Here is a 21146-nt window from a genome sequence, read left to right as displayed (position 1 = left end):
GGGAGTGGGGAAAATGGATTCAAGACGTAATGGATTTACCATGGTGGAGATGGTGGTGACCGTGGCGATCTTGGCGATCATGGCCGCTGTCGCATTGCCTTCCTTCAGCAAGCTCATCGCCAACAACCGCGCCGACTCCGAGACCGGTGACCTGTACCGGGCCCTCAACTACACCCGGCTGGAAGCCATCAATCGCGGCTTGAGCGTGCGTATCACGCCGGCCAGCCCAGGCGTCTGGACCGGCGTGCTGAACATCACCCTGAGCTCCACGGGTACTACATTGCGGGTCATACCGGGCATGTCCAGCAGTGCGGGCCTGACGTTCAACACGGCACCCACCTACATCGAGTTCAACAACCTTGGGGGGCTGACCTACCCGGCGGCCGCGCTCACGTTCACCTACACCCAGGCTACGGTCACCCGCAACCTTGGGGTATGCCTGAACGGGCGCGTGGTATTGAGCGGGGTATGCTCATGAGCTTGAAACCCATACAGCGGGGCTTCTCCCTTATTGAGGTGCTGGTGGCCTTGCTGGTGATGTGCATCGGCTTGCTGGGGGCAGCGGCCATCCAGCTCAATGCCTTGAAATACACCGACAGTTCATCCATGCGTACCCAGGCAAGCTTCATAGCCTATGACATGCTGGACCGTATCCGCGCCAACAGTGGGGCGAATTACAGCCTGGCCTCGGCCAGGGCCGTAGCGACCAGCACCGACACCACCAACCCGCGAGCGTACGACTGGTCCGACTTCAAGAGCAATATCGCGACCTTCAGCAACAACACGGGGGAAGGCACCATTGCCATCGCCAGCAACGTGATTACCATCACTATCACCTGGGATGATTCGCGCGCCGGAATGTCACTCAACGCCATTAATGCCACCACGGTAACCAACCCCACCACCACGCAGACCTTCACGCTGGTCTCCAGAGCTTTCAACAACGCCACGGTGACCCAATGAGAAAGCAGGCAGCCGGCTTCGGGCTGATCGAGTTGATGGTGGCGTTGACCCTGGGGCTGGTCATCCTGCTGGGGGTGACGCAGATTTTTGTCTCCGCAAAAAACACCTACCTGGCGCAGAATGCCGCCGCGGCAATGCAAGAAGACGCCCGCTACGGTCTCAGCAAAATGCTCCAGGAGGTGCGTATGGTGGGCATGTTCGGCTGCATCGCCACGGTGACGCCCGATGCCAGTGCCCCTGACTACCTGCTGGCAGCTGCCACGCCGATCAGCTACGTCACCAGTGGCACCACGCAAGTGTTGACGCTGATTACCGGTGACGTCGGCAGCAGCGGTGGCGCCCCCAATTGGACAATTCTCACCGATTGCGTCAGCAGCCCGGCCATGGTCTACGGCGGCGCCAAGGTCGCGGGCGCCGGGCAGATGGCATTGCCGATCCGCAAGGTCATCTATACCTACAACAGCAGCGCGCAGACCTTGACTACCACCGTTGGTACCACGGCATATACGCTGCTGAGCAATGTCAGCAGCTTCGGCGTGATGTTCGGCGTGGCCACCGACACCAGCCTTTCCAGTCCCATCACGTCCTACAGCGCCGCACCCGTCACGCCCGGCCTGATCCGCAGTGTGCGGATCAGCTTGACCCTCACCGACCCCAATGGCCGATTGCAGCCGCGCACGTTCGCGGCCGTGGCGGGCATTCGCAACCGCTTGCCCTGAAGGAGGCGCCCTTGAGCAACCTGCGAAATATCAGCTGCGCCCCCGGCGGCGGAAGGCAGCAGGGCATGGTGTTGTTAGTGGCACTGGTGATGTTGCTGCTGATCACCATGATCGGCGTCTCGTCCATGCAGAACGCCACTCTTCAGGAAAAGATGGCCAATAGTGCACAGACCCGCAACACCACCTTCCAGGCTGCCGAAGCCGCACTGCGCGTGGGCGAAAACGCGGTGGCCGCCACCTCGTACAGCCTCACGGCCTGCTCGGGCGTCGCCGGCTGCGCGCCGCCGCCAGCGTCGGACTACAACAACGTCACCGCGGCAGGGGTGTACGGCACTGCGGGCATCACCTGGGTCGCCGTGGGCACCACCGGTTTCTACGGCGTGCAGTTGGTGGGCACCACCAGCGATCCGGTGAACAACACCTCGGGTACCACCAGCGCCTCGCTCTATCGCATCACGGCCATCGGCTTCACCGCGGTAGCCACGACCAACCCGCGCAGCGTGGTGGAGAGCATCTATGTCAAGTAACAAGCAGCCATTGCCACGGTGGCTGAGCCTGCTCATGGGGTTGGTGCTGACCCTGTTCATCGGCACCCCCGCTGACGCGTTCGCGCCCTCGACTTCGCCGCTGTTGAGCGCCGCCGCCGTGCCGCCCAACCTCATGCTGCTGGTGGACAACTCCGGCAGCATGGACAGCATCCTGATGGACTCGGGCTTCAACTCCGCACTGACTTACCCCACCAGCTACGCAGTAACGCGCGGGTGCATCCTGTTCATCTGTGGTGGCTATGCCCCGGGTAACGCCATCAGCAACGGTAGCGCCGACTACGTGTTCGTGGGCAATCTCAGCACCTCCTACTGCAGCAGCGGCCAATATTCGTTCTACAAGAATGCCACCACCGTGCTCTGCCTGACGCTGCCCGACCCCCGTGGCAGCGGCCTGACCCGCTACCCGATCAACTACATCAACTACCTGGTGGCCCAGGCCCTCGCCGGCAACACCATCACGGTGACCAACAGCACGCGGATCCTCACGGCCATCAGCGTGGCCACCAGCCTGATCACCGCCAACCGGGCGCTGCGCATCGGCCTGGCCACCTTCAACCCGCCGACCAACTCCGACCCCGGCCCCGGCGGCAAGATCGCCCAGGCTATCAGTGACCTGTCGCCGGTGGCGGCAAGCGGCACGGTGACCGCCGTCAGCCAGGCCACGGCGGACAGCAACTTCAACAACCTGAAGAACTCCATCGCCGCGCTGACCGCCAGTTCCAACACGCCGCTGGCAGAGACCTACTACGAAATCACCCGCTACATGCGCGGCATGGCGCCGTACTACAACTCCACGCCCAACACCTACACCAGCCCCATCCAGTGGCGCTGCCAGAAAAACTTCGGCGTGGTGATCACTGACGGCCTGCCCACCTATGACCGGACGTTCCCGACCAACGATCCTCTGGGCGGCAAAAACCTGCCCAACTGGGACGGCATCAACAACGACGGCAACAACCTCAACGGCGATGCCGAGGGCGACACGCTGTACCTCGATGACCTTGCCAAGTTCGCCTACGACATCGACATGCGCACTGCCAGCAACGGCACCGATGCCGCCGGCAAGAGCTGGGACGCGGTGGACTTCCCCACGCAGAACATGTCGACCTACGCCGTGGGTTTCACCGCCAGCAACCAGATGCTGCTCGACACCGCCAGCTATGGCCACGGCAAGTATTACCTGGCCACCGACAGCGCCACCCTGACCACTGCGTTGTCCTCGGCGTTGAGCGACATCACCTCCAAGGCGGGCTCCGGGGGCGCCGGTACCACCAGTTCATCCACCCTGAGCGCGAGCACGGCCTATTACCAGACCCTGTATGACCCGGTGGACTGGCGCGGCATCGTCAACAACTACCCACTTAGCAGTACTGGGGTCATCGGCACCACGCCCACCTGGACCACCAACACCACCATGGCGGCAGGCACCATCACGCCGCTGTTCGAGTCGTACAACACCAGCACCGCCGCGCCCATCACCATGGCCTACGGCAACTACTCGAGCGCGCAGCAGGCGGTGCTCAACGCCAACCTGCCCACCGGCATCACCGGTGCCAACCTGGTGGCCTGGAGCCAGGGCACCAACATCACCGGGCTGCGCACGCGCAGCGTGCTGATGGGCGATATCATCAACTCGACCCTGGCCCTGGCGTCGCCCACCGCGCAAACCGCGTCGGACCTGACCAACGACACCACCTACACGGCCTACCTGGCCACCAAGGCCGTCGGCATGACCGCCAGCCTTGTGGTCAACGCCAACGACGGCTACACCAACGTCCTCAACGCCGCAACAGGCGCGCGGACCTACGCCTACATGCCCTCGACAGCGCTGGCATCGTTGTACAAGGTGTCGGACACCGGCTACATCAATGGCACTGCCCACGCGTTCCTCAACGATGGGCAGATAGGCATCTACGATGCGCAGATCAACAGCGGCTGGAAGACCCTGGCCCTGGGAGGCACCGGGGCCGGTGGCAAGGCCTACGAGGCTATCCAGCTGTACGACGCCACCGCCGGCAACGTGGTCAAGGCGCTGTGGGAATTGCGCCCCGACACCGCCACGGCGTTCGCCAACCTGGGCTACGCCTATTCGAAGCCGGAAGTGGCGCGCATGCCCGATGGCACCTGGGCCGCGTTCATCGCCAACGGCTATGGCAGCACCAAAGGCGTGGCTTCGCTGTTCGTGGTGAACCTGGCCACCGGTGCGCTGATCAAGGAGATCGTCGCCGAGAGTACCAACGGCAGCAACGGGCTGTCGTCAGTGAAGCTCAAGGTCAACGCCTCCAACGTGGTGCAGGCTGCCTACGGCGGCGACCTGCTGGGGCACATGTGGAAGTTCGACCTCAGCAGCACTTCCACGGCCAGCTGGGGCGTGGCGTTTTCCGGCAACCCGCTGTTCACCGCCCCAGGCGGCGCCAACCAGCCCATTACCGCGCAACCGCTGCTGATCAACAACACCACCAGCGGCAAGATGGTGTACTTCGGCACTGGCAAGCTGCTGGAAACAGCGGACAAGACCACCACCGCCGCCCAGGGGTTCTACGCGGTGTGGGACGCCGACAACGGTGCCGGCAACTACACCGTGGCCAACCTGCAGCCCCAGTCGATCACCGCCATCACCACCGTGGGCACCAGCCAGTACTTGCTGACATCCACGACGGCCACCAACTATGCCTCGCTCAAGGGCTGGTACCTGCCGCTGGTGCTGGGTACCCAGCTGACCGGCCAGCGGGTGATCTACCCGGCCCTGACCACCAACGGGCGGATCATCTTCACCACGGCCTACGTCGATACCACCGACCCCTGTTCCAGCCAGGGCTCGGGCTACCTTGTGGAGCTGGACGCCATCAATGGCAGCATGTTCAGCTACCCGGTGCTGGACACCACGGGGGACCTGCTGGTCAACTCCAGTGACACCATAGTGGCCGGGGTTTACTACTCAACGGGTATCCCCAACATCAACGCCATCCTTTCGACCAATGGCGCCCAGGTGAAAATCGTCAACCTGTCCAGTGGCGAGAAAAAGTCCCAAGGGGAGCTGGGGGTGACAACGTCGCCAGGGCGGATCATGTGGCGGCAAATTCAATGAAGGAACATGAGCATGCGTAGCAAGACAGCTGGCTTTACCTTGGTAGAACTGATGGTCGTGGTGGCGATCGTTGGCATCCTGGCCGCCATTGCCTATCCCTCATACACCAACTACGTGAGGCGCACACACCGGGCGGAGATCGTCGAGCTTATGTCGGAGACGGCGCAGAACCTGGAGCGCTTCTATTCTAAGACCGGTTCTTACGCCGATGGCACCTCGAGCTTCACGCCGCCGTCGAGCAACGCCTGGTACACCGTGCAGTTCACCAGCCGCCTGGCGACCACTTATACCCTGACAGCCACGCCGATTGCCGGTACCTTGATGGCATCTGATACCTGCGGCATCTTTACCCTGCAGCAGGATGGCACCCGCACTGTCAGCGGCTCCACCAGCCTGGCCACCTGCTGGGGCCGTTGATCACCTTTTCACCCTTGGACCAAGCATGCCCACACAACAAGAACTGATCATCGTCGGCGGCGGCGTCATCGGCCTGCTGACCGCCCTCAACCTGGCCCCCCACGTGGGCCATATAACCCTGCTAGACCGTTCAGGCCTGGGCCAGGAGTCGTCGTGGGCGGGCGGCGGCATCGTCTCGCCGCTGTACCCCTGGCGTTACAGCGCGGCGGTGACGGCGCTGGCGCATTGGTCCCAGGACTTCTACCCGCAATTGGGCGCGCGGCTGTTTGCCGACACCGGCATCGACCCTGAGGTGCATACCACCGGCCTGTACTGGTTGGACCTGCCCGACGAGGACGAAGCCCTGGCCTGGGCGGTGCGGTTGAACCGACCGCTGAGCAAGGTGGATATTTCCGCAGCCTACGACGACGTGCCGGTGCTGGGCGGTGGCTACCGCAGCGCGGTGTACATGGCCGACGTGGCCAACGTGCGCAACCCGCGCCTGGTGAAGTCGCTGAAGGCGGCGCTGCTGGCTTGCGCCAACGTCACCGTGCGTGAGCATTGCGAGGTGCGCGGGTTCCTGCGCGACGGACAGGCAGTGGTCGGGGTGGACACGGCCGAGGGCGTGCTACGTGCCGACCAGGTGGTGCTGACCGCTGGCGCCTGGAGCGGCGACCTGCTGGAAAGCCTGGGCGTGCGCTTGCCGGTGGAGCCGGTGAAGGGCCAGATGATTTTGTTCAAGTGCGAGGCGGACTTCCTGCCGAGCATGGTGCTGGCCAAGGGGCGCTATGCGATCCCGCGGCGCGACGGGCATATCCTGGTGGGCAGCACGCTGGAGCATGAAGGTTACGACAAGACGCCGACCGTCAGTGCGCTGGAAAGCCTCAAGGCTTCGGCCGTGGAACTGTTGCCGGCGCTGGCGCAGGCGACGCCGGTGAAACACTGGGCGGGCTTGCGGCCAGGGTCGCCGGAAGGCATCCCGTTCATTGGCCGGCTGGAAGGTTTCGAGGGTTTGTGGCTCAACTGTGGCCACTACCGCAACGGCCTGGTGCTGGCGCCGGCCTCGTGCCAGCTGTTCGCCGACCTGATGCTGGGGCGCGAGCCGATCATCGACCCCGCCCCCTACAACCCCACCGAACGTTTGGCATAGCCGCGTAGCCGTAGTTCCAGGAAAGTCGCGTGGGCCCCGGACGCAGCCTTCGGCAGCTGCTACGACGTCCCTGTAGCAGCGGTCGCAGACCGCGTCACGGGCGCCACGTAGTTCCAGAAAGGCCGCGTAGGGTGCAGCGGTTCTTTTTACTCCAGGCCCAGCTTCTTCAGCCGGTAACGCATCGACCGGAACGACAGGCTCAGCCGTTGCGCCGCTGCCGTGCGGTTCCACCTGGTTTCTTCCAGGGCTTGCAGGATCAGCTTGCGCTCGATGTTCTCGAGGAAATCTTCCAGGTTGTCGACGTTGGTCAGGTCGGGCAGGCCGCCTTCGGTGGTCGGGGCCGATTCGCTCAGGCGCAGGTCGCTGGGCTCGATACGCTCGTTCTCGCACAGGGTGTAGGCGCGTTCGAGCATGTTCTCCAGCTCGCGCACGTTGCCGGGGAAACGGTAGCCCTTCAGGGTTTCCAGCGCCGCCGGGCTCAGTTGCGCCGGGGGCAGGCCGCTGCCGTGGGCCAGGCGCTTGAGCACGCGAGTGGCCAGCAGGGCGATGTCTTCGCGGCGTTCGCGCAAGGAAGGCACGCGCAGTTCGATGACGTTGAGGCGGTAGTAGAGGTCCTGGCGAAAACGCCCGGCCGCCACTTCGGCGTTCAGGTCCTTGTGGGTGGCGCAGAGGATGCGCACGTCCACCACCACTTCACTCTGGCCGCCGATGCTGCGCACCGCCTTCTCCTGGATGGCGCGCAACAGTTTCACTTGCATGGCCAGCGGCAGGTCCGCGACCTCGTCGAGGAACAACGTGCCACCGTTGGAGGCCTGGAACAGCCCGGGCTTGTCTTCCACGGCGCCGGTAAAGCTGCCTTTGCGGTGGCCGAAGAATTCGCTCTCCATCAGCTCCGAGGGAATGGCGCCGCAGTTCACCGGCACGAACGGCAGTTCGGCGCGCGGGCCCTGTTCGTGGATCAGCCGCGCCACCAACTCCTTGCCGCTGCCCGACTCGCCACTGATGTACACCGGCGCCTGGCTGCGCGCCAGCCGGCCGATCTGCTTGCGCATGGCCAGCATCGGTGGCGAGTCGCCCAGCAGGCGGTCGTCGATGCTCTGCTCGCTGCCGGCCGGGCCTTGCAGGCGCAGGGCGCTGGCCACCAGCTCGCGCAGGCGCGCCAGGTCCACGGGCTTGGTCAGGAAGTCGAAGGCACCGGCCTTGAGGGCGTTGATGGCGGTGTCGAGGCTGCCATAGGCGGTGATCATCGCCACCGGCAGCTGGGGAAAGCGTTGCTGGATATGTTGCACCAGCTCAAGGCCGGTGCCATCGGGTAGGCGCATGTCGGTCAGGCACAGGTCGAACGGCTCGCGGGCCAGCAGCTCGCGGGCTTCCTTGACGTTGCGCGCGCTGCGCGTGTCGAGTTTCATCCGGCCCAGGGTGATCTCCAGGAGTTCGCGGATATCCGGCTCATCGTCGACGATCAGGATCTTTTGCCGTTGGCTCATGTTCAACTCAGCTTCCGTGCATGGGCGAACGTGATACGCAGGCAACTGCCGCCGCGTTCACGTGGCTTGTAGTCTAGGTGCGCCTGGTTGCTTTCGCACAGTTCACGGGAAATGTAGAGGCCCAATCCTGTTCCTTTGGTTTCGGTGGTGAAGAAAGGTTCGAAGATGTGTTGCAGTTGATCGGCTGAAAACCCCGGGCCATCATCCAGCACGTCGAGAATCGGCAGGCCGTTGGTCGGGTCGACGAACAGGTTCAGCCACACCTGGGCCTGGCCATGGGCGTGGGCGCTGTAGCGCAGGCCGTTTTCCACCAGGTTGCTGAGCACCTGGGTCAGGTGGTGCGGGTCCATGCGGGTCTCGATCGGCCCGTCGGTGACGTACAGGTGCAGGGCCTGGCGCGGCGTGGCGGTGGTGCGGAAGTCGGCGAGGAAGCGCTCGAGGAACGCCCGCAGGTCCAGCGGCTCGGGCTCGGCCTGGCGGCGCCGGGACAGCTGCAGCACGTTCTCGATGATCAGGTTCATGCGCTTGGACTGGTCCTTGATAATCTCGGTCAGGCGCAGGTCGGCGGGGTCGAGGTTTTCCGACTCCTGCAACAACTGGCCGGCGTGGCTGATGGCCCCCAGCGGGTTGCGGATTTCATGGGCGATGCCCGCGGTCAGCCGGCCCAGGGCAGCCAGCTTGAGTTGCTGGGCCTGTTGGGCGACCTGCGAGAGGTCTTCGAGGAACACCAGGGTCTGCTGCTGCTCGCCGCGGCGCAGGGCGATGAAGCTGGGCTGCACCGAAGGGCCGGTGGGCGTGAACTTCAGGCTGCGCAGGCGCAGGGTAGGGTTGGTGCGCCACTGCAGCAGGCGCTCCACCAGCTCCGGTGAGTAGGCGGTGATCAATTGGCCGCCCAGGTTGAACTGGCCGATCAGCTTGAGCGCGCCTTCGTTGGCCAGCTGCACGCGGTTGACCGTATCCAGCACCAGGATGCCGGTGCGCATGCGCTGCAGGATCAGCGCGTTGAGCTCTTCCAGGTTGGTGACGTCGCTGGCGCGCTGCTCGGCCAGGCTCTCGCTGACCCGCAGCAGCCGCGTCAGGGCCTGCACCATCAGCGCCACGGCAAAGCACAGCACCCCCAGTGTGCTGGCCTGCACGTAGTTGGTGGCGGAGTTGGGGCGCAGGAAGTTCAGGTAGAAGGTCAGGTAGATGATGCCGATGCTGCCCAGCGCGGCGATCAGCAGGCCGTTGCGCCCGCGCAGCAGCAGGTTGCTCATGGCCACCGAGGCGATCATCAGGTTGCCAATGCCGCTGCCCGTGCCGCCACCGGCGTAGAACAGCCCCGAGAGCATGAGGATGTCGAGCAGCGCCAGGGCGAACACGTGGCCGGGCGGGCGCAGCTTTTCCAGGAGGATGACGGCGGCGATGTTGAACAACAGGTAGGCCCAGCTGCCCGTGCGGAACCAGGCGCCGTTGGCCAGCTCCAGCAGCTTGTCATCCATGTTGCTGGAAATCAGCAGGATCAGGGTGATGCCGATGGTCAGGCGGTACAGATGGTACAGGCGCAGCAGGCGCCGCGCCTGGGGGCCGCCCGGCAGGAAGGTCTCAGCGCTCACGTGGCGCCGGGCCCTGGTCCAGGTGCGCCTGGCTGCAGTACCACTGCTGGCCGTTGCCCAACGCGCGGTTCTGCGGCAGGTGCACGCCACAGTGGGCGCAGCGCACCATCAGCAGCGGCTGGTCGTTGCCGGTGCGGGCCGGGCCCTGGGGCCGTGGCTTGACCTTGCGCCACAGCCACAGGATGGCGAAGACAATGGCGATCCAGAAAATCAGGCGAATCATGTTCAGCGGCTCGAACTTGAGGGAGATGCGGCAGTGTAGGAGCGGGCCGGGCAGGGGACAAGCGGTGCCGGGTATCGGCGGTGATATCTTTTTGATGGCGCCTGCTTTGTAGCCGCTGCCGCCAGGCTGCGCTGGTCCGCGAGTACACCCATGGGGCATCTGGTGTATGAAAGGGCCAGCGCAGCCTGCGGCAGCGGCTACAGGTGCACGGGCGAGAAATATATTTCTGCGGATACAAAAAAAGAGGCCCGAAGGCCTCTTTTTCAATGCGGCGTTGCTCAGTCGAACAGGCCGAAGGTCAGGTAGCTGAAGAAGCCGCGCTTCTTCTTCGGTGCGTCGTCTACCGGCTTGGCCGGCTCGTCGGCGGTACCGCCCTGGTCTTTTGGCAGCAGCTCGTGCGGGATGGCGTCCTTGTCGTCCTGGAACTGTTTGGTCAGTTCCTGGTTGGCGCGGGTTTCACCCGGTGGCAGTGGCGCGCTGGTGCCTACCAGGCCCAGGGTGGCCTTGGTCAGCCACGAGCGGTTGTCCGCTTCGGCCTGTTGCGGCACGAACTTGCCGTCCACCAGTTGCGGGTGGTCAGGGTAGTTCAGCTTCAGGGTTTCCAGGCTGGTGGCGGCCAGGTCGTCCAGGCCCATGCGCTGGTAGGCTTCCACCATCACGGCCAGGCCGTCACCCACGGACGGGGTTTCCTGGAAGTTTTCCACCACGTAGCGGCCACGGTTGGCGGCGGCGACGTAGGCCTGACGGGTCAGGTAGTAGTCGGCCACGTGGATCTCGTAGGCCGCCAGCAGGTTGCGCAGGTAGATCATGCGCTGCTTGGCGTCAGGGGCGTAGCGGCTGTTGGGGTAGCGACTGGTCAGCTGGGCGAACTCGTTGTAGGAGTCGCGGGCTGCACCCGGGTCACGCTTGGTCATGTCCAGCGGCAGGAAGCGCGCCAGCAGGCCGCGGTCCTGGTCGAACGAGGTCAGGCCCTTGAGGTAGTAGGCGTAGTCGACGTTCGGGTGCTGGGGGTGCAGGCGAATGAAACGCTCGGCAGCCGACTTGGCCGCTTCAGGCTCGGAGTTCTTGTAGTTGGCGTAGATCAGCTCGAGCTGCGCCTGGTCGGCGTAGCGCCCGAACGGATAGCGGGAGTCCAGCGCCTTCAGCTTGGCGGTGGCGCTGGTGAAGCTGTGGTTGTCCAGATCGGCCTGCGCCTGCTGGTACAGCTCGGTTTCGCTCAGGTTTTCGTCGACCACTTCCTTCTTCGACGAACAGGCGGCCGTGAGTCCGAGGATGGCGATCAGCAGCAGGTGTTTCACTTGCATGGCGGCTTGCGTCCCTATGACGGCCGCTGTCTTGGGCGTGACCGTCCTGTTATGATGAGCGCCCCGTGGAAGCCTCGGGGCAAAAGACGCCGTATTTAACCACAAGCGTGCAGCCGAAACCAAAGGCTGTGCCGCCGCACAGTCCGAGCATGTCCGAGATCATACAACTTAGCGCAGAGGTACCGTCCGAATTGGGCGGCCAACGCCTCGATCAAGTCGCCGCACAATTGTTCGCCGAGCACTCTCGCTCGCGCCTTTCCGCCTGGATCAAAGAAGGCCGCCTGACCGTGGACGGTGGCGTGCTGCGCCCACGTGACATCGTTCACGGCGGCGCCATCCTGGCCCTATCCGCCGAACAGGAAGCCCAGGGCGAGTGGATCGCCCAGGACATCGAGCTGGACATCGTCTACGAGGACGACGACATCCTGGTCATCAACAAGCCTGCGGGCCTGGTGGTGCACCCGGCTGCTGGCCACGCCGATGGCACCCTGCTCAACGCCTTGCTGCACCACGTGCCGGACATCATCAATGTCCCGCGCGCCGGCATCGTGCACCGCCTGGACAAGGACACCACGGGCCTGATGGTGGTCGCCAAGACCATCCAGGCGCAGACCAAGCTGGTCGCGCAGCTGCAAAGCCGTACCGTCAGTCGGATTTATGAGTGCATCGTCATCGGCGTGGTCACCGCCGGGGGCAAGATCAACGCCCCCATCGGTCGCCACGGCCAGCAGCGCCAGCGCATGGCGGTCATGGAAGGCGGCAAGCCAGCCGTCAGCCACTACCGCGTGCTGGAGCGCTTCCGCTCGCACACCCACGTGCGGGTCAAGCTGGAAACCGGCCGTACCCACCAGATCCGCGTGCACATGTCGCACATCAACTTCCCGTTGGTGGGTGACCAGGCCTACGGTGGGCGCTTCCGCATTCCGCCGGCCGCCAGCGCGACCATGGTCGATGCCCTGAAGACCTTCCCGCGCCAGGCGCTGCACGCGCGCTTCCTGGAGCTGGAACACCCCACCACCGGCCAGCGCATGAGCTGGGAATCGCCACTGCCGGATGACTTCGTCTGGCTGCTGTCGCTGCTCAAGCAGGACCGCGAGGCGTTCGTCGGATGAGTGACCTGACGCAGGACCTGATTTTCCCCGATTGGCCGGCACCGGCCAACGTGAAGGCCTGCGTCACCACGCGAGAGGGCGGCGTCAGCGCCGCGCCTTTCGAGCATTTCAACCTCGGTGACCACGTGGGCGACACGCCCGCGGCGGTGGCCGAGAACCGCCTGCGCCTGACGCGCACGTTCGGCATCCAGCCGGCGTGGCTCAAGCAGGTGCACGGCATCCACGTGGCGCACGCCAACCCGGCGGTCATCGCCGAGGCGGACGCCAGCTGGACGGCCACCCCTGGTATCGCCTGCACGGTGATGACCGCCGACTGCCTGCCCGCGCTGTTCTGCGACCGCGCCGGCACCCGCGTGGGCGCTGCCCATGCCGGCTGGCGCGGGCTGGCCGCCGGTGTGCTGGAGGCCACGGCGGAAAGCCTGGCGGTGCCGGCCAGCGAGATCCTGGTCTGGCTGGGCCCGGCCATCGGCCCGCGCAACTTCGAGGTGGGCGCCGAGGTGCGCGACATCTTCATGGCCAGCCACCCGCAGACCGCCGCAGCCTTCGTGCCGGGCGCCGCGCCGGGCAAGTTCATGGCCGATATCTACGCCCTGGCGCGCCTGCGCCTGGCGGCGATGGGCATTACCGCGGTGTACGGCGGTGGTGAATGCACCATCGAGGATCTACGCTTCTTCTCCTACCGGCGTGCGCCGCAGACCGGCCGCTTCGCGTCGCTGATCTGGCTCGATAACGCCTGACCACGACACTTCGTAGCCGCTGCCGCTAGGCTGCGCTGGCCTGTGTGAACCCTGAAAATCTTCAGCGAGGCACGGGGCCAGCGCAGCCTTCGGCAGCGGCTACGGGTAGTGTGCGTTATTGATGTGGGTCAAGCCCCTGCCGCTTGAATCTTGAACAATGCCCCCCATCTATATCGGTATCTCAGGCAGGTTTTTCTTCATCAGGTGTGTCCATCGCTCCGGCCTGCCCCTATAGGAAGGTGACATATGCGTATAGACCGTTTGACCAGCAAGTTGCAGTTGGCGCTGTCCGATGCCCAATCCCTGGCGGTGGGCATGGACCACCCGGCCATCGAGCCTGCGCATTTGATGCAGGCCTTGCTCGACCAGCAGGGCGGTTCCATCAAGCCGCTGCTGATGCAGGTGGGCTTCGACGTGAACAGCCTGCGCAAGGAATTGAGCAAGGAGCTCGACCGCCTGCCGAAAATCCAGAACCCTACCGGCGACGTCAACATGTCCCAGGACCTGGCGCGCCTGCTCAACCAGGCCGACCGCCTGGCGCAGCAGAAGGGCGACCAGTTCATCTCCAGCGAGCTGGTGCTGCTGGCGGCCATGGACGAGAACAGCAAGCTGGGCAAGCTGCTGCTCGGCCAGGGCGTGAGCAAGAAAGCCCTGGAGAACGCCATTACCAACCTGCGCGGCGGCGAGGCGGTGAATGACGCCAACGCCGAAGACTCGCGCAAGTCCCTGGAAAAATTCACCGTCGACCTGACCAAGCGCGCCGAAGAGGGCAAGCTGGACCCGGTGATCGGCCGTGACGACGAAATTCGTCGCACCATCCAGGTGTTGCAGCGCCGCACCAAGAACAACCCCGTGCTGATCGGCGAGCCGGGCGTGGGCAAGACCGCCATCGTCGAGGGCCTGGCCCAGCGCATCATCAACGGCGAAGTGCCGGACGGCCTGCGCGGCAAGCGCCTGCTGTCCCTGGACATGGGCGCGCTGATCGCTGGTGCCAAGTTCCGCGGCGAGTTCGAAGAGCGCCTCAAAGGCGTGCTCAACGACCTGTCCAAGCAGGAAGGGCAGATCATTCTGTTCATCGACGAGCTGCACACCATGGTCGGCGCCGGCAAGGGCGAGGGCTCCATGGACGCCGGCAACATGCTCAAGCCGGCCCTGGCCCGTGGCGAGCTGCACTGCGTGGGCGCCACCACGCTCAACGAGTACCGCCAATATATAGAGAAGGACGCGGCCCTTGAGCGGCGCTTCCAGAAAGTGCTGGTAGACGAGCCGAGCGAAGAAGACACCATCGCCATCCTGCGCGGCCTGAAGGAGCGCTACGAGGTGCACCACAAGGTGGCGATCACCGACGGCGCGATCATTGCCGCGGCCAAGCTCAGCCATCGGTACATCACCGACCGCCAGCTGCCGGACAAGGCCATCGACCTGATCGACGAAGCCGCCAGCCGCATCCGCATGGAAATCGACTCCAAGCCTGAAGTGCTGGACCGCCTGGAGCGTCGCCTGATTCAACTCAAGGTCGAGTCCCAGGCCCTGAAGAAAGAAGACGACGAAGCGGCGATCAAGCGCCTGGAGAAGCTGACCGAGGAAATCGCCCGCGTCGAGCGTGAGTACGCCGACCTGGAAGAGATCTGGACCTCGGAGAAAGCCGAAGTGCAGGGCTCGGCGCAGATCCAGCAGAAAATCGAACAGTCGCGCCAGGAGCTGGAAGCCGCCCGCCGCCGTGGCGACCTGAGCCGCATGGCCGAGCTGCAATACGGGGTGATCCCGGACCTGGAGCGCAGCCTGCAGATGGTCGACCAGCACGGCAAGAGCGACAACCAGTTGTTGCGCAGCAAGGTCACCGAGGAAGAGATCGCCGAAGTCGTGTCGAAGTGGACCGGCATTCCGGTGGCGAAGATGCTCGAAGGCGAGCGCGAGAAGCTGCTGAAAATGGAAAGCCTGCTGCACAAGCGCGTGATCGGCCAGAACGAGGCCGTGGAAGCGGTTTCCAGCGCCGTGCGCCGCTCCCGTGCCGGCCTGGCGGATCCGGATCGCCCCAGCGGCTCGTTCATGTTCCTGGGCCCTACCGGCGTGGGCAAGACCGAGCTGTGCAAGGCCCTGGCCGAGTTCCTGTTCGACACTGAGGAGGCCATGGTGCGCATCGACATGTCCGAGTTCATGGAGAAACATTCCGTGGCTCGCTTGATCGGTGCACCACCGGGCTACGTCGGCTATGAAGAGGGCGGCTACCTGACCGAGGCCGTGCGCCGCCGGCCGTACTCGGTGGTGTTGCTGGACGAGGTGGAGAAGGCTCACCCGGACGTGTTCAACGTGCTGCTGCAGGTGCTGGACGACGGCCGCCTGACCGACAACCAGGGCCGCACCGTGGACTTCCGCAACACCGTGATCGTGATGACTTCCAACCTGGGCTCCGCGCAGATCCAGGAGCTGGTGGGGGACCGCGAGGCCCAGCGTGCCGCAGTGATGGACGCGGTAAGCTCGCACTTCCGGCCGGAGTTCATCAACCGTATCGACGAGGTGGTGGTGTTCGAGCCGCTGGCCCGCGACCAGATCGCCGGCATCACGCAAATCCAGCTCGGCCGCCTGCGCCGCCGCCTGGCCGAGCGCGAGCTGAACCTGGAGCTGAGCGAAGAGGCGTTGGACAAGCTGATTGCCGTGGGTTACGACCCGGTGTATGGCGCGCGGCCGCTGAAGCGCGCGATCCAGCGCTGGATCGAGAACCCGTTGGCGCAGTTGATTCTGTCCGGGCAGTTCCTGCCGGGCACGACCATTACTGCTAGCGTTGCGGACGACGAAATCGTCTTCGCCTGATGGTTGAGTCTCTGTAGCCGCTGCCGCCAGGCTGCGCTGGCCCTGTAGTACACCCGGGAAATTACAGGTGTGCCATAGGGCCAGCGCAGCCTGCGGCAGCGGCTACGGCGTTTCGGCCCTGGAAAATCGGCACTTTGAAAAAAATTGCAGCTAAATGCATGTTTCTATTTGCATTTCTCAAAAAGGTTGAGTAAAGTTCGCCTCGCTGTAACGGCAACCCACAGATCACCACGCTACACCGGGATCTGAAAATAGTTTGAAATTCAGTAAGTTGAATGAAAATTAGGGGTTGACAAGGGTTTTGAAGGTTGTAGAATAGCGCGCCTCAGAGGCACTAACGTAGCGATACGGGAAAGCCGAAGAGTTCGAAGCGGTAGGAATACAGATTCGAAACTTGCAGTACTGAAATTTATAGTTCCGTGATAGCTCAGTCGGTAGAGCAAATGACTGTTAATCATTGGGTCCCAGGTTCGAGTCCTGGTCACGGAGCCAAATTTCATATCGGGGTATAGCGCAGTCCGGTAGCGCGCCTGCTTTGGGAGCAGGATGTCAGGAGTTCGAATCCCCTTACCCCGACCATTTTTGGGTCGTTAGCTCAGTTGGTAGAGCAGTTGGCTTTTAACCAATTGGTCGTAGGTTCGAGTCCCACACGACCCACCATTTTTGATTCCAGTTCGCTGGGTCAGATCTTAAAAGCCCTTCCGGGTAACACTGGAAGGCATCAAAAAAGGCGCCTTCTGGGTGCCTTTTTTGTACCGGGGTATAGCGCAGTCCGGTAGCGCGCCTGCTTTGGGAGCAGGATGTCAGGAGTTCGAATCCCCTTACCCCGACCATCTTCAGAAAAAAGGCGTCCCTCGTGGACGCCTTTTTTTATGCCTGCTGTTTCTCGATCTACACCTTTACCCGGCTACCCAGCCGATAGCGCGACGACGGGTGCACCAGCCGCACATAAGTCACCGCCCGCTCCGCATTCCACGTGCGCCGCAGCAGCACCAGGCACGCCTCATCCATCTCCATCTGCAGCAGCCGCGCTTCCTCCTCGCTGGGGTGCCCGGCTTCGACGATGTGCTCCATCTCGTCCGGGCGAATCACCTGCAGCAGGTAGCTGGCAGGTTGCAGCTGGGCGCCAAAGTCCTGTGCCAGCAGCTGCGGGATCAGGTCCGGGTTCACGTAGCGATCTTCCAGCTGCACCGGCACCCCTTCCTCCAGGTGCACGCACAGTAGGTGAAACACCGATGCCCCGGTGGCCAGGCCCATGGCCGCCGCCACCTGCAGGGACGCGGCTTCACGCCCCATGTGCAGCATGCGGCATTCATAACGGTGGCCACGGGCGAGGATCTCGTCGCCGATATTGCTGATGCGCATCAGGTTGGACTGCGGCTTGGGCTCGGCCACGAAAGTGCCCACGCCGTTGACCCGCACCAGCCGGCCTTCCTCGGCCAGCTCGCGCAGGGCGCGGTTGACGGTCATGCGCGACATGCCCAAGGTCTGCACCAGCTGGTTTTCCGAGGCAATCAGGTCACCGGGCTTCCAGTGCCCGGCGTGGACCTTGTCCAGCACGAAGTCCTTGGCGCGTTGGTACAGCGCCTGGGCTGGCCGGGTGTTCATCCCTGGTACAGCTCGGCGAAGGCCAGCCAGCGGCCAAACACGCCATCTTCCACCCAGCTGCGGGCGGCGGCGATATCCGGGGCGAAGTAGCGGTCCTCGTCGTAGTGGGCCACGCCCTCGCGAATGAAGTGCATGACTTCGGTGAGCTTTGGCGAGGTCTGCAGCGGTGCCAGCAGGTCGATGCCCTGCGCTGCGCCCAGCAGTTCGATGGCGACCACGGCGCTGCTGTTGCCGGCCATGTCCAGCAGGCGGCGGGCGGCGAAGGTGGCCATGGACACGTGGTCTTCCTGGTTGGCGGAAGTGGGCAGGCTGTCGATGGAGGCGGGGTGGGCCAGGGTCTTGTTTTCCGAGGCCAGGGCGGCAGCGGTGACCTGGGCGATCATGAACCCGGAGTTCAGGCCGCCTTCGCGCACCAGGAACGCCGGCAGGCCGGACAGCGCCGGGTCCACCAGCTGCGCGGTGCGGCGCTCGGACAGCGCGCCGATTTCCGAGATGGCCAGGGCCAGCACGTCGGCGGCCATGGCCACCGGTTCTGCGTGGAAGTTGCCGCCCGACAGCACGTCACCGTCGGCGCTGAACACCAGCGGGTTGTCGGACACGGCGTTGGCTTCGCGCAGGAATACCCCGGCGGCAAAGCGCATATGATCCAGGCAGGCGCCCATCACCTGCGGCTGGCAGCGCAGGGAATAAGGGTCTTGCACGCGCTTGCAGTCGGCGTGGGACTGGCGGATCTCACTGGTGGCGCCCAGCAGGTCGCGATAATAGGCCGCGGCGGCGATTTGCCCAGGCTGGCCACGCACCGCCTGGATACGTGGGTCGAACGGCACCGCCGAGCCCTTCAGCGCTTCCACGGTCAGGCTGCCGGCAACCACGGCGGCGCTGAACAGTTTTTCTGCGGCGAACAGCCCGCGCAGGGCCAGGGCGGTGGACACCTGGGTGCCGTTGATCAGCGCCAGGCCTTCCTTCGGGCCCAGCTCCAGCGGCGTCATGCCAGCGATGGCCAGGCCTTCGACCGCGTCCATCTCACGGCCTTCATGGCGCACGCGCCCGACGCCAATCAGCACCGCCGACATATGCGCCAGGGGCGCCAGGTCGCCCGATGCGCCCACTGAGCCCTGGGACGGAATGCATGGGAACACCTTGGCCGCATACAGCTGGCGCAACGCCTCGATCAGCTCCCAGCGTACGCCGGAAAAGCCACGGGCCAGGGAGGCCACCTTGAGCGCCATGATCAGGCCGACGCTGGCGTCATCCAGCAGCGGGCCGGTGCCGGTGCAGTGCGACAGCAGCAGGTTGCGCTGCAGCTTGGCCAGCTTGTCGGTGGCGATGGAGGTGCGCGCCAGCAGGCCGAAGCCGGTGTTGATGCCGTAGACGGTGCGTTCGTTGGCGATGATCTGGCTGACGGTGTTGGCGCTGGCCGCCACTACATCCCGGGCCGAGGCGTCGAGCTCGAAGGGAGCCTGGTGCTGATAGATGGCGCGCAGTTGGTCGAGGTCGAAATGGCCGGGCAGGATCTGCAGGGTGGCGGGCATGGCGGTGTCCTGGTGTTAGGTTGAGAGGGTAGCTATATAAGCCTGTATATACAGGTATAGCAAGAGCCCTGTCGCCGGTAAAGCGCAGCTTGTCGCAAATCCATACGCCACAAACGACGTAGCCGCTGCCGCAGGCTGCGCTGGCCCCATGCCTCACTGGAGATTTTCAGTGGGGCTCAGGGCCAGCGCAGCCTGCGGCAGCGGCTACGTAACTGCGGGGGCTGTTAGTGCAGTTTCAGGCGCGGCTCGGTGCCGCGGCCGATGCGGCTGCCGAGCATCAGCATCATGGTCTTGAAGGTGCCGTACAGCGCCATCTGGTGCATGCGGTACAGCGACACGTAGAACATGCGCGCCAGCCAGCCTTCCAGCATCACGCTGCCGGTCAGGTTACCCATCAGGTTGCCCACTGCAGAGAACTTCGACAGCGAGATCAACGAGCCGTAGTCCTTGTAGGTGTATTCCGGCAGCTCCTTGCCCTCGATGCGCAGCTTCAGCGACTTGGCCAGCAGGGACGCCTGCTGGTGGGCCGCCTGGGCGCGCGGTGGCACGTTGCGGTCGGTGCCTTTCTGCGGGCAGGCCGCGCAGTCACCGAAGGCGAAGATGTTCTCGTCGCGGGTGGTCTGCAGGGTCGGCAGCACTTGCAGCTGGTTGATGCGGTTGGTCTCCAGGCCGTCGATGTCCTTGAGGAACGCCGGCGCACGGATGCCTGCCGCCCAGACTTTCAGGCTGGCGGGGATGACCTTGCCATCGGCGGTCTTCAGGCTGTCGGGGCCCACTTCGCTGACCGAGGCGTTGGTCAGCACGGTGACGCCGAGTTTTTCCAGGGTCTTGTGCACCGGCCCGCCGATGCGCTCCGGCAGGGCAGGCAGCACCCGCGGGCCGGCTTCGATCAGGGTGATGCGCATGTTTTCCGGCTTGATCTTGTCCAGGCCATAGGCCGCCAGCTCGTGGGCCGCGTGATGCAGCTCGGCGGCCAGCTCCACGCCAGTGGCGCCGGCACCGACGATGGCGACGCTGATCTGGCTGTCCAGGTCGCTGTGGGCATGGGCGCGCAGGTAGTGGTTGAGCAGCTGCTGGTGGAAACGCTCGGCCTGCTTGCGGGTGTCCAGGAACAGGCAGTTCTGCGCCGCGCCCAGGGTGCCGAAGTCGTTGGTGGTGCTGCCCACCGAAATCACCAGGCTGTCATAGCCCAGGGTGCGCGCAGGCAGCAGCTCCAGGCCATTCTCGTCGATGGTGGCGGCGAGCTGGATCTGCTTGGCCGCACGGTCGAGGCCGCTCATGCGCCCCAGCTGGAACTCGAAGTGGTTCCACTTGGCCTGGGCCACGTAGTTCAGCTCGTCTTCCGAGGAGTTCAAGGAGCCGGCGGCCACTTCGTGCAGCAGCGGTTTCCAGATGTGCGTCAGGTTGGCGTCGACCAGGGTCACGCTGGCGGTGCCACGCTTGCCCAGGGTCTTACCCAGGCGGGTCGCCAACTCCAGGCCGCCGGCGCCGCCGCCGACAATCACGATACGATGTGTCATTCAAAGTACTCATAAGGTTTACGGAATTCTGTAGGTCAGTGGGAAGGGCGAGCGCAAGGCAGCTCAAAGCACCAGGTAACTGATCAGGCGGCTCAACAGGCCAAGGCCGATGGTGACGGCTACCGTCAGCACCAGGAGCATCCACGGCCGAAAGGGCCGGCGCTCGACTTTGTGCTGGGGCAGCTGCAGGTAGTGATCCACGCGTTGCTGATCTTCGGGATTCAGACGGCTGCTCATCATGGCCTCGCAAGGTAGACGCTTCTGACTGTAGGAAAAGTACAGTGTTCCCACCGCAAATCATACAACCATTCCACCCCCGTAGCAGCTGCCGCAGGCGGCGTCCGGCCCCCGCG

18 protein-coding genes and 4 tRNA genes are annotated in these 21146 nt (G+C 64.3%); 14 read left to right on the top strand and 8 right to left on the bottom strand.

The annotated features are described in order from the left end of the window. The first annotated feature begins 13 nt into the window (after positions 1-13). From AC0J42_RS26580 to thiO, 7 genes are all read left to right on the top strand, one after another. Positions 14-478 (top strand): GspH/FimT family pseudopilin, encoded by a 465-nt coding sequence (locus tag AC0J42_RS26580; RefSeq protein WP_473004511.1) that lies wholly within the window; start codon positions 14-16, stop codon positions 476-478. Further along, positions 475-963: a type IV pilus modification protein PilV gene (gene pilV, locus AC0J42_RS26575; protein ID WP_473004510.1), complete on the top strand. Its 489-nt coding sequence runs from the start codon at positions 475-477 to the stop codon at positions 961-963. The genes AC0J42_RS26580 and pilV overlap by 4 nt, the downstream gene beginning before the upstream one ends. Continuing rightward, positions 960-1682 (top strand): PilW family protein, encoded by a 723-nt coding sequence (locus AC0J42_RS26570; protein ID WP_473004509.1) that lies wholly within the window; start codon positions 960-962, stop codon positions 1680-1682. The genes pilV and AC0J42_RS26570 overlap by 4 nt, the downstream gene beginning before the upstream one ends. Positions 1683-1747: 65 nt before the next feature. Next, a complete protein-coding gene (locus AC0J42_RS26565; protein WP_416427470.1) occupies positions 1748-2209 on the top strand; it encodes a pilus assembly PilX family protein in 462 nt (153 codons plus the stop codon). Next, positions 2199-5318, top strand: coding sequence for a pilus assembly protein (locus AC0J42_RS26560; RefSeq protein WP_473004508.1), 3120 nt, complete (start codon positions 2199-2201; stop codon positions 5316-5318). Before AC0J42_RS26565 ends, AC0J42_RS26560 begins: the two co-directional genes overlap by 11 nt. A gap of 12 nt (positions 5319-5330) precedes the next feature. Continuing rightward, positions 5331-5735, top strand: coding sequence for a type IV pilin protein (locus AC0J42_RS26555; RefSeq protein ID WP_416426949.1), 405 nt, complete (start codon positions 5331-5333; stop codon positions 5733-5735). Positions 5736-5760: 25 nt separating this feature from the next. Next, positions 5761-6864, top strand: a complete 1104-nt coding sequence (thiO, locus tag AC0J42_RS26550; RefSeq protein WP_473004507.1) for a glycine oxidase ThiO — start codon at positions 5761-5763, stop codon at positions 6862-6864. Positions 6865-7010: 146 nt separating this feature from the next. Here the strand turns inward: thiO and AC0J42_RS26545 are convergent, their stop codons facing one another. The 4 genes from AC0J42_RS26545 to AC0J42_RS26530 form a co-directional block, all read right to left on the bottom strand. Beyond that, positions 7011-8351, bottom strand: a complete 1341-nt coding sequence (locus AC0J42_RS26545) for a sigma-54-dependent transcriptional regulator (protein WP_416426947.1) — start codon at positions 8349-8351, stop codon at positions 7011-7013. Positions 8352-8353: 2 nt separating this feature from the next. Beyond that, positions 8354-9946, bottom strand: coding sequence for a sensor histidine kinase (locus tag AC0J42_RS26540; RefSeq protein WP_416426946.1), 1593 nt, complete (start codon positions 9944-9946; stop codon positions 8354-8356). After that, positions 9936-10169 (bottom strand): PP0621 family protein, encoded by a 234-nt coding sequence (locus AC0J42_RS26535; protein ID WP_473004506.1) that lies wholly within the window; start codon positions 10167-10169, stop codon positions 9936-9938. The genes AC0J42_RS26540 and AC0J42_RS26535 overlap by 11 nt, the downstream gene beginning before the upstream one ends. A 278-nt stretch (positions 10170-10447) precedes the next feature. Then, a complete protein-coding gene (locus AC0J42_RS26530) occupies positions 10448-11473 on the bottom strand; it encodes an outer membrane protein assembly factor BamD (protein ID WP_416426944.1) in 1026 nt (341 codons plus the stop codon). A gap of 149 nt (positions 11474-11622) precedes the next feature. Between AC0J42_RS26530 and rluD the strand changes: the two genes are divergently transcribed. The 7 genes from rluD (at position 11623) to AC0J42_RS26495 (ending at position 16966) form a co-directional block, all read left to right on the top strand. After that, positions 11623-12585, top strand: coding sequence for a 23S rRNA pseudouridine(1911/1915/1917) synthase RluD (rluD, locus tag AC0J42_RS26525; protein WP_416426943.1), 963 nt, complete (start codon positions 11623-11625; stop codon positions 12583-12585). Further along, positions 12582-13322 carry a peptidoglycan editing factor PgeF gene (gene pgeF, locus AC0J42_RS26520; protein WP_473004505.1) on the top strand — a complete coding sequence of 247 codons (741 nt, stop codon included), beginning with the start codon at positions 12582-12584 and terminating at the stop codon, positions 13320-13322. The genes rluD and pgeF overlap by 4 nt, the downstream gene beginning before the upstream one ends. Before the next feature lie 246 nt (positions 13323-13568). Further along, positions 13569-16133, top strand: coding sequence for an ATP-dependent chaperone ClpB (gene clpB / locus AC0J42_RS26515; RefSeq protein WP_416426941.1), 2565 nt, complete (start codon positions 13569-13571; stop codon positions 16131-16133). 416 nt (positions 16134-16549) lie between these two features. Further along, positions 16550-16625, top strand: a tRNA-Asn gene (locus AC0J42_RS26510). 10 nt (positions 16626-16635) lie between these two features. Next, positions 16636-16712, top strand: a tRNA-Pro gene (locus tag AC0J42_RS26505). Between the two features lie 5 nt (positions 16713-16717). After that, positions 16718-16793: transfer RNA gene (locus tag AC0J42_RS26500), tRNA-Lys, on the top strand. 96 nt (positions 16794-16889) lie between these two features. Continuing rightward, positions 16890-16966 (top strand) — tRNA-Pro (locus AC0J42_RS26495). Positions 16967-17024: 58 nt separating this feature from the next. On the opposite strand, the gene hutC is transcribed toward AC0J42_RS26495, so the two are convergent. From hutC to AC0J42_RS26475, 4 genes are all read right to left on the bottom strand, one after another. Beyond that, positions 17025-17741 (bottom strand): histidine utilization repressor, encoded by a 717-nt coding sequence (gene hutC, locus AC0J42_RS26490; RefSeq protein WP_473004503.1) that lies wholly within the window; start codon positions 17739-17741, stop codon positions 17025-17027. Further along, the gene (gene hutH / locus AC0J42_RS26485) at positions 17738-19273 is read right to left on the bottom strand and encodes a histidine ammonia-lyase (protein ID WP_473004502.1); all 1536 of its coding nucleotides are present in this window, start codon (positions 19271-19273) and stop codon (positions 17738-17740) included. The genes hutC and hutH overlap by 4 nt, the downstream gene beginning before the upstream one ends. A 224-nt stretch (positions 19274-19497) precedes the next feature. Beyond that, positions 19498-20793: an NAD(P)/FAD-dependent oxidoreductase gene (locus tag AC0J42_RS26480; protein ID WP_416426938.1), complete on the bottom strand. Its 1296-nt coding sequence runs from the start codon at positions 20791-20793 to the stop codon at positions 19498-19500. A gap of 63 nt (positions 20794-20856) precedes the next feature. Beyond that, on the bottom strand, positions 20857-21030 hold the full coding sequence (locus AC0J42_RS26475) for a DUF3094 domain-containing protein (RefSeq protein ID WP_416426937.1): 174 nt from the start codon (positions 21028-21030) through the stop codon (positions 20857-20859). Positions 21031-21146: the final 116 nt, after the last annotated feature.

It is taken from the genome of Pseudomonas sp. Tav-5-1A (assembly GCF_055755055.1).
This window is presented reverse-complemented; position numbering and strand designations above follow the sequence as displayed.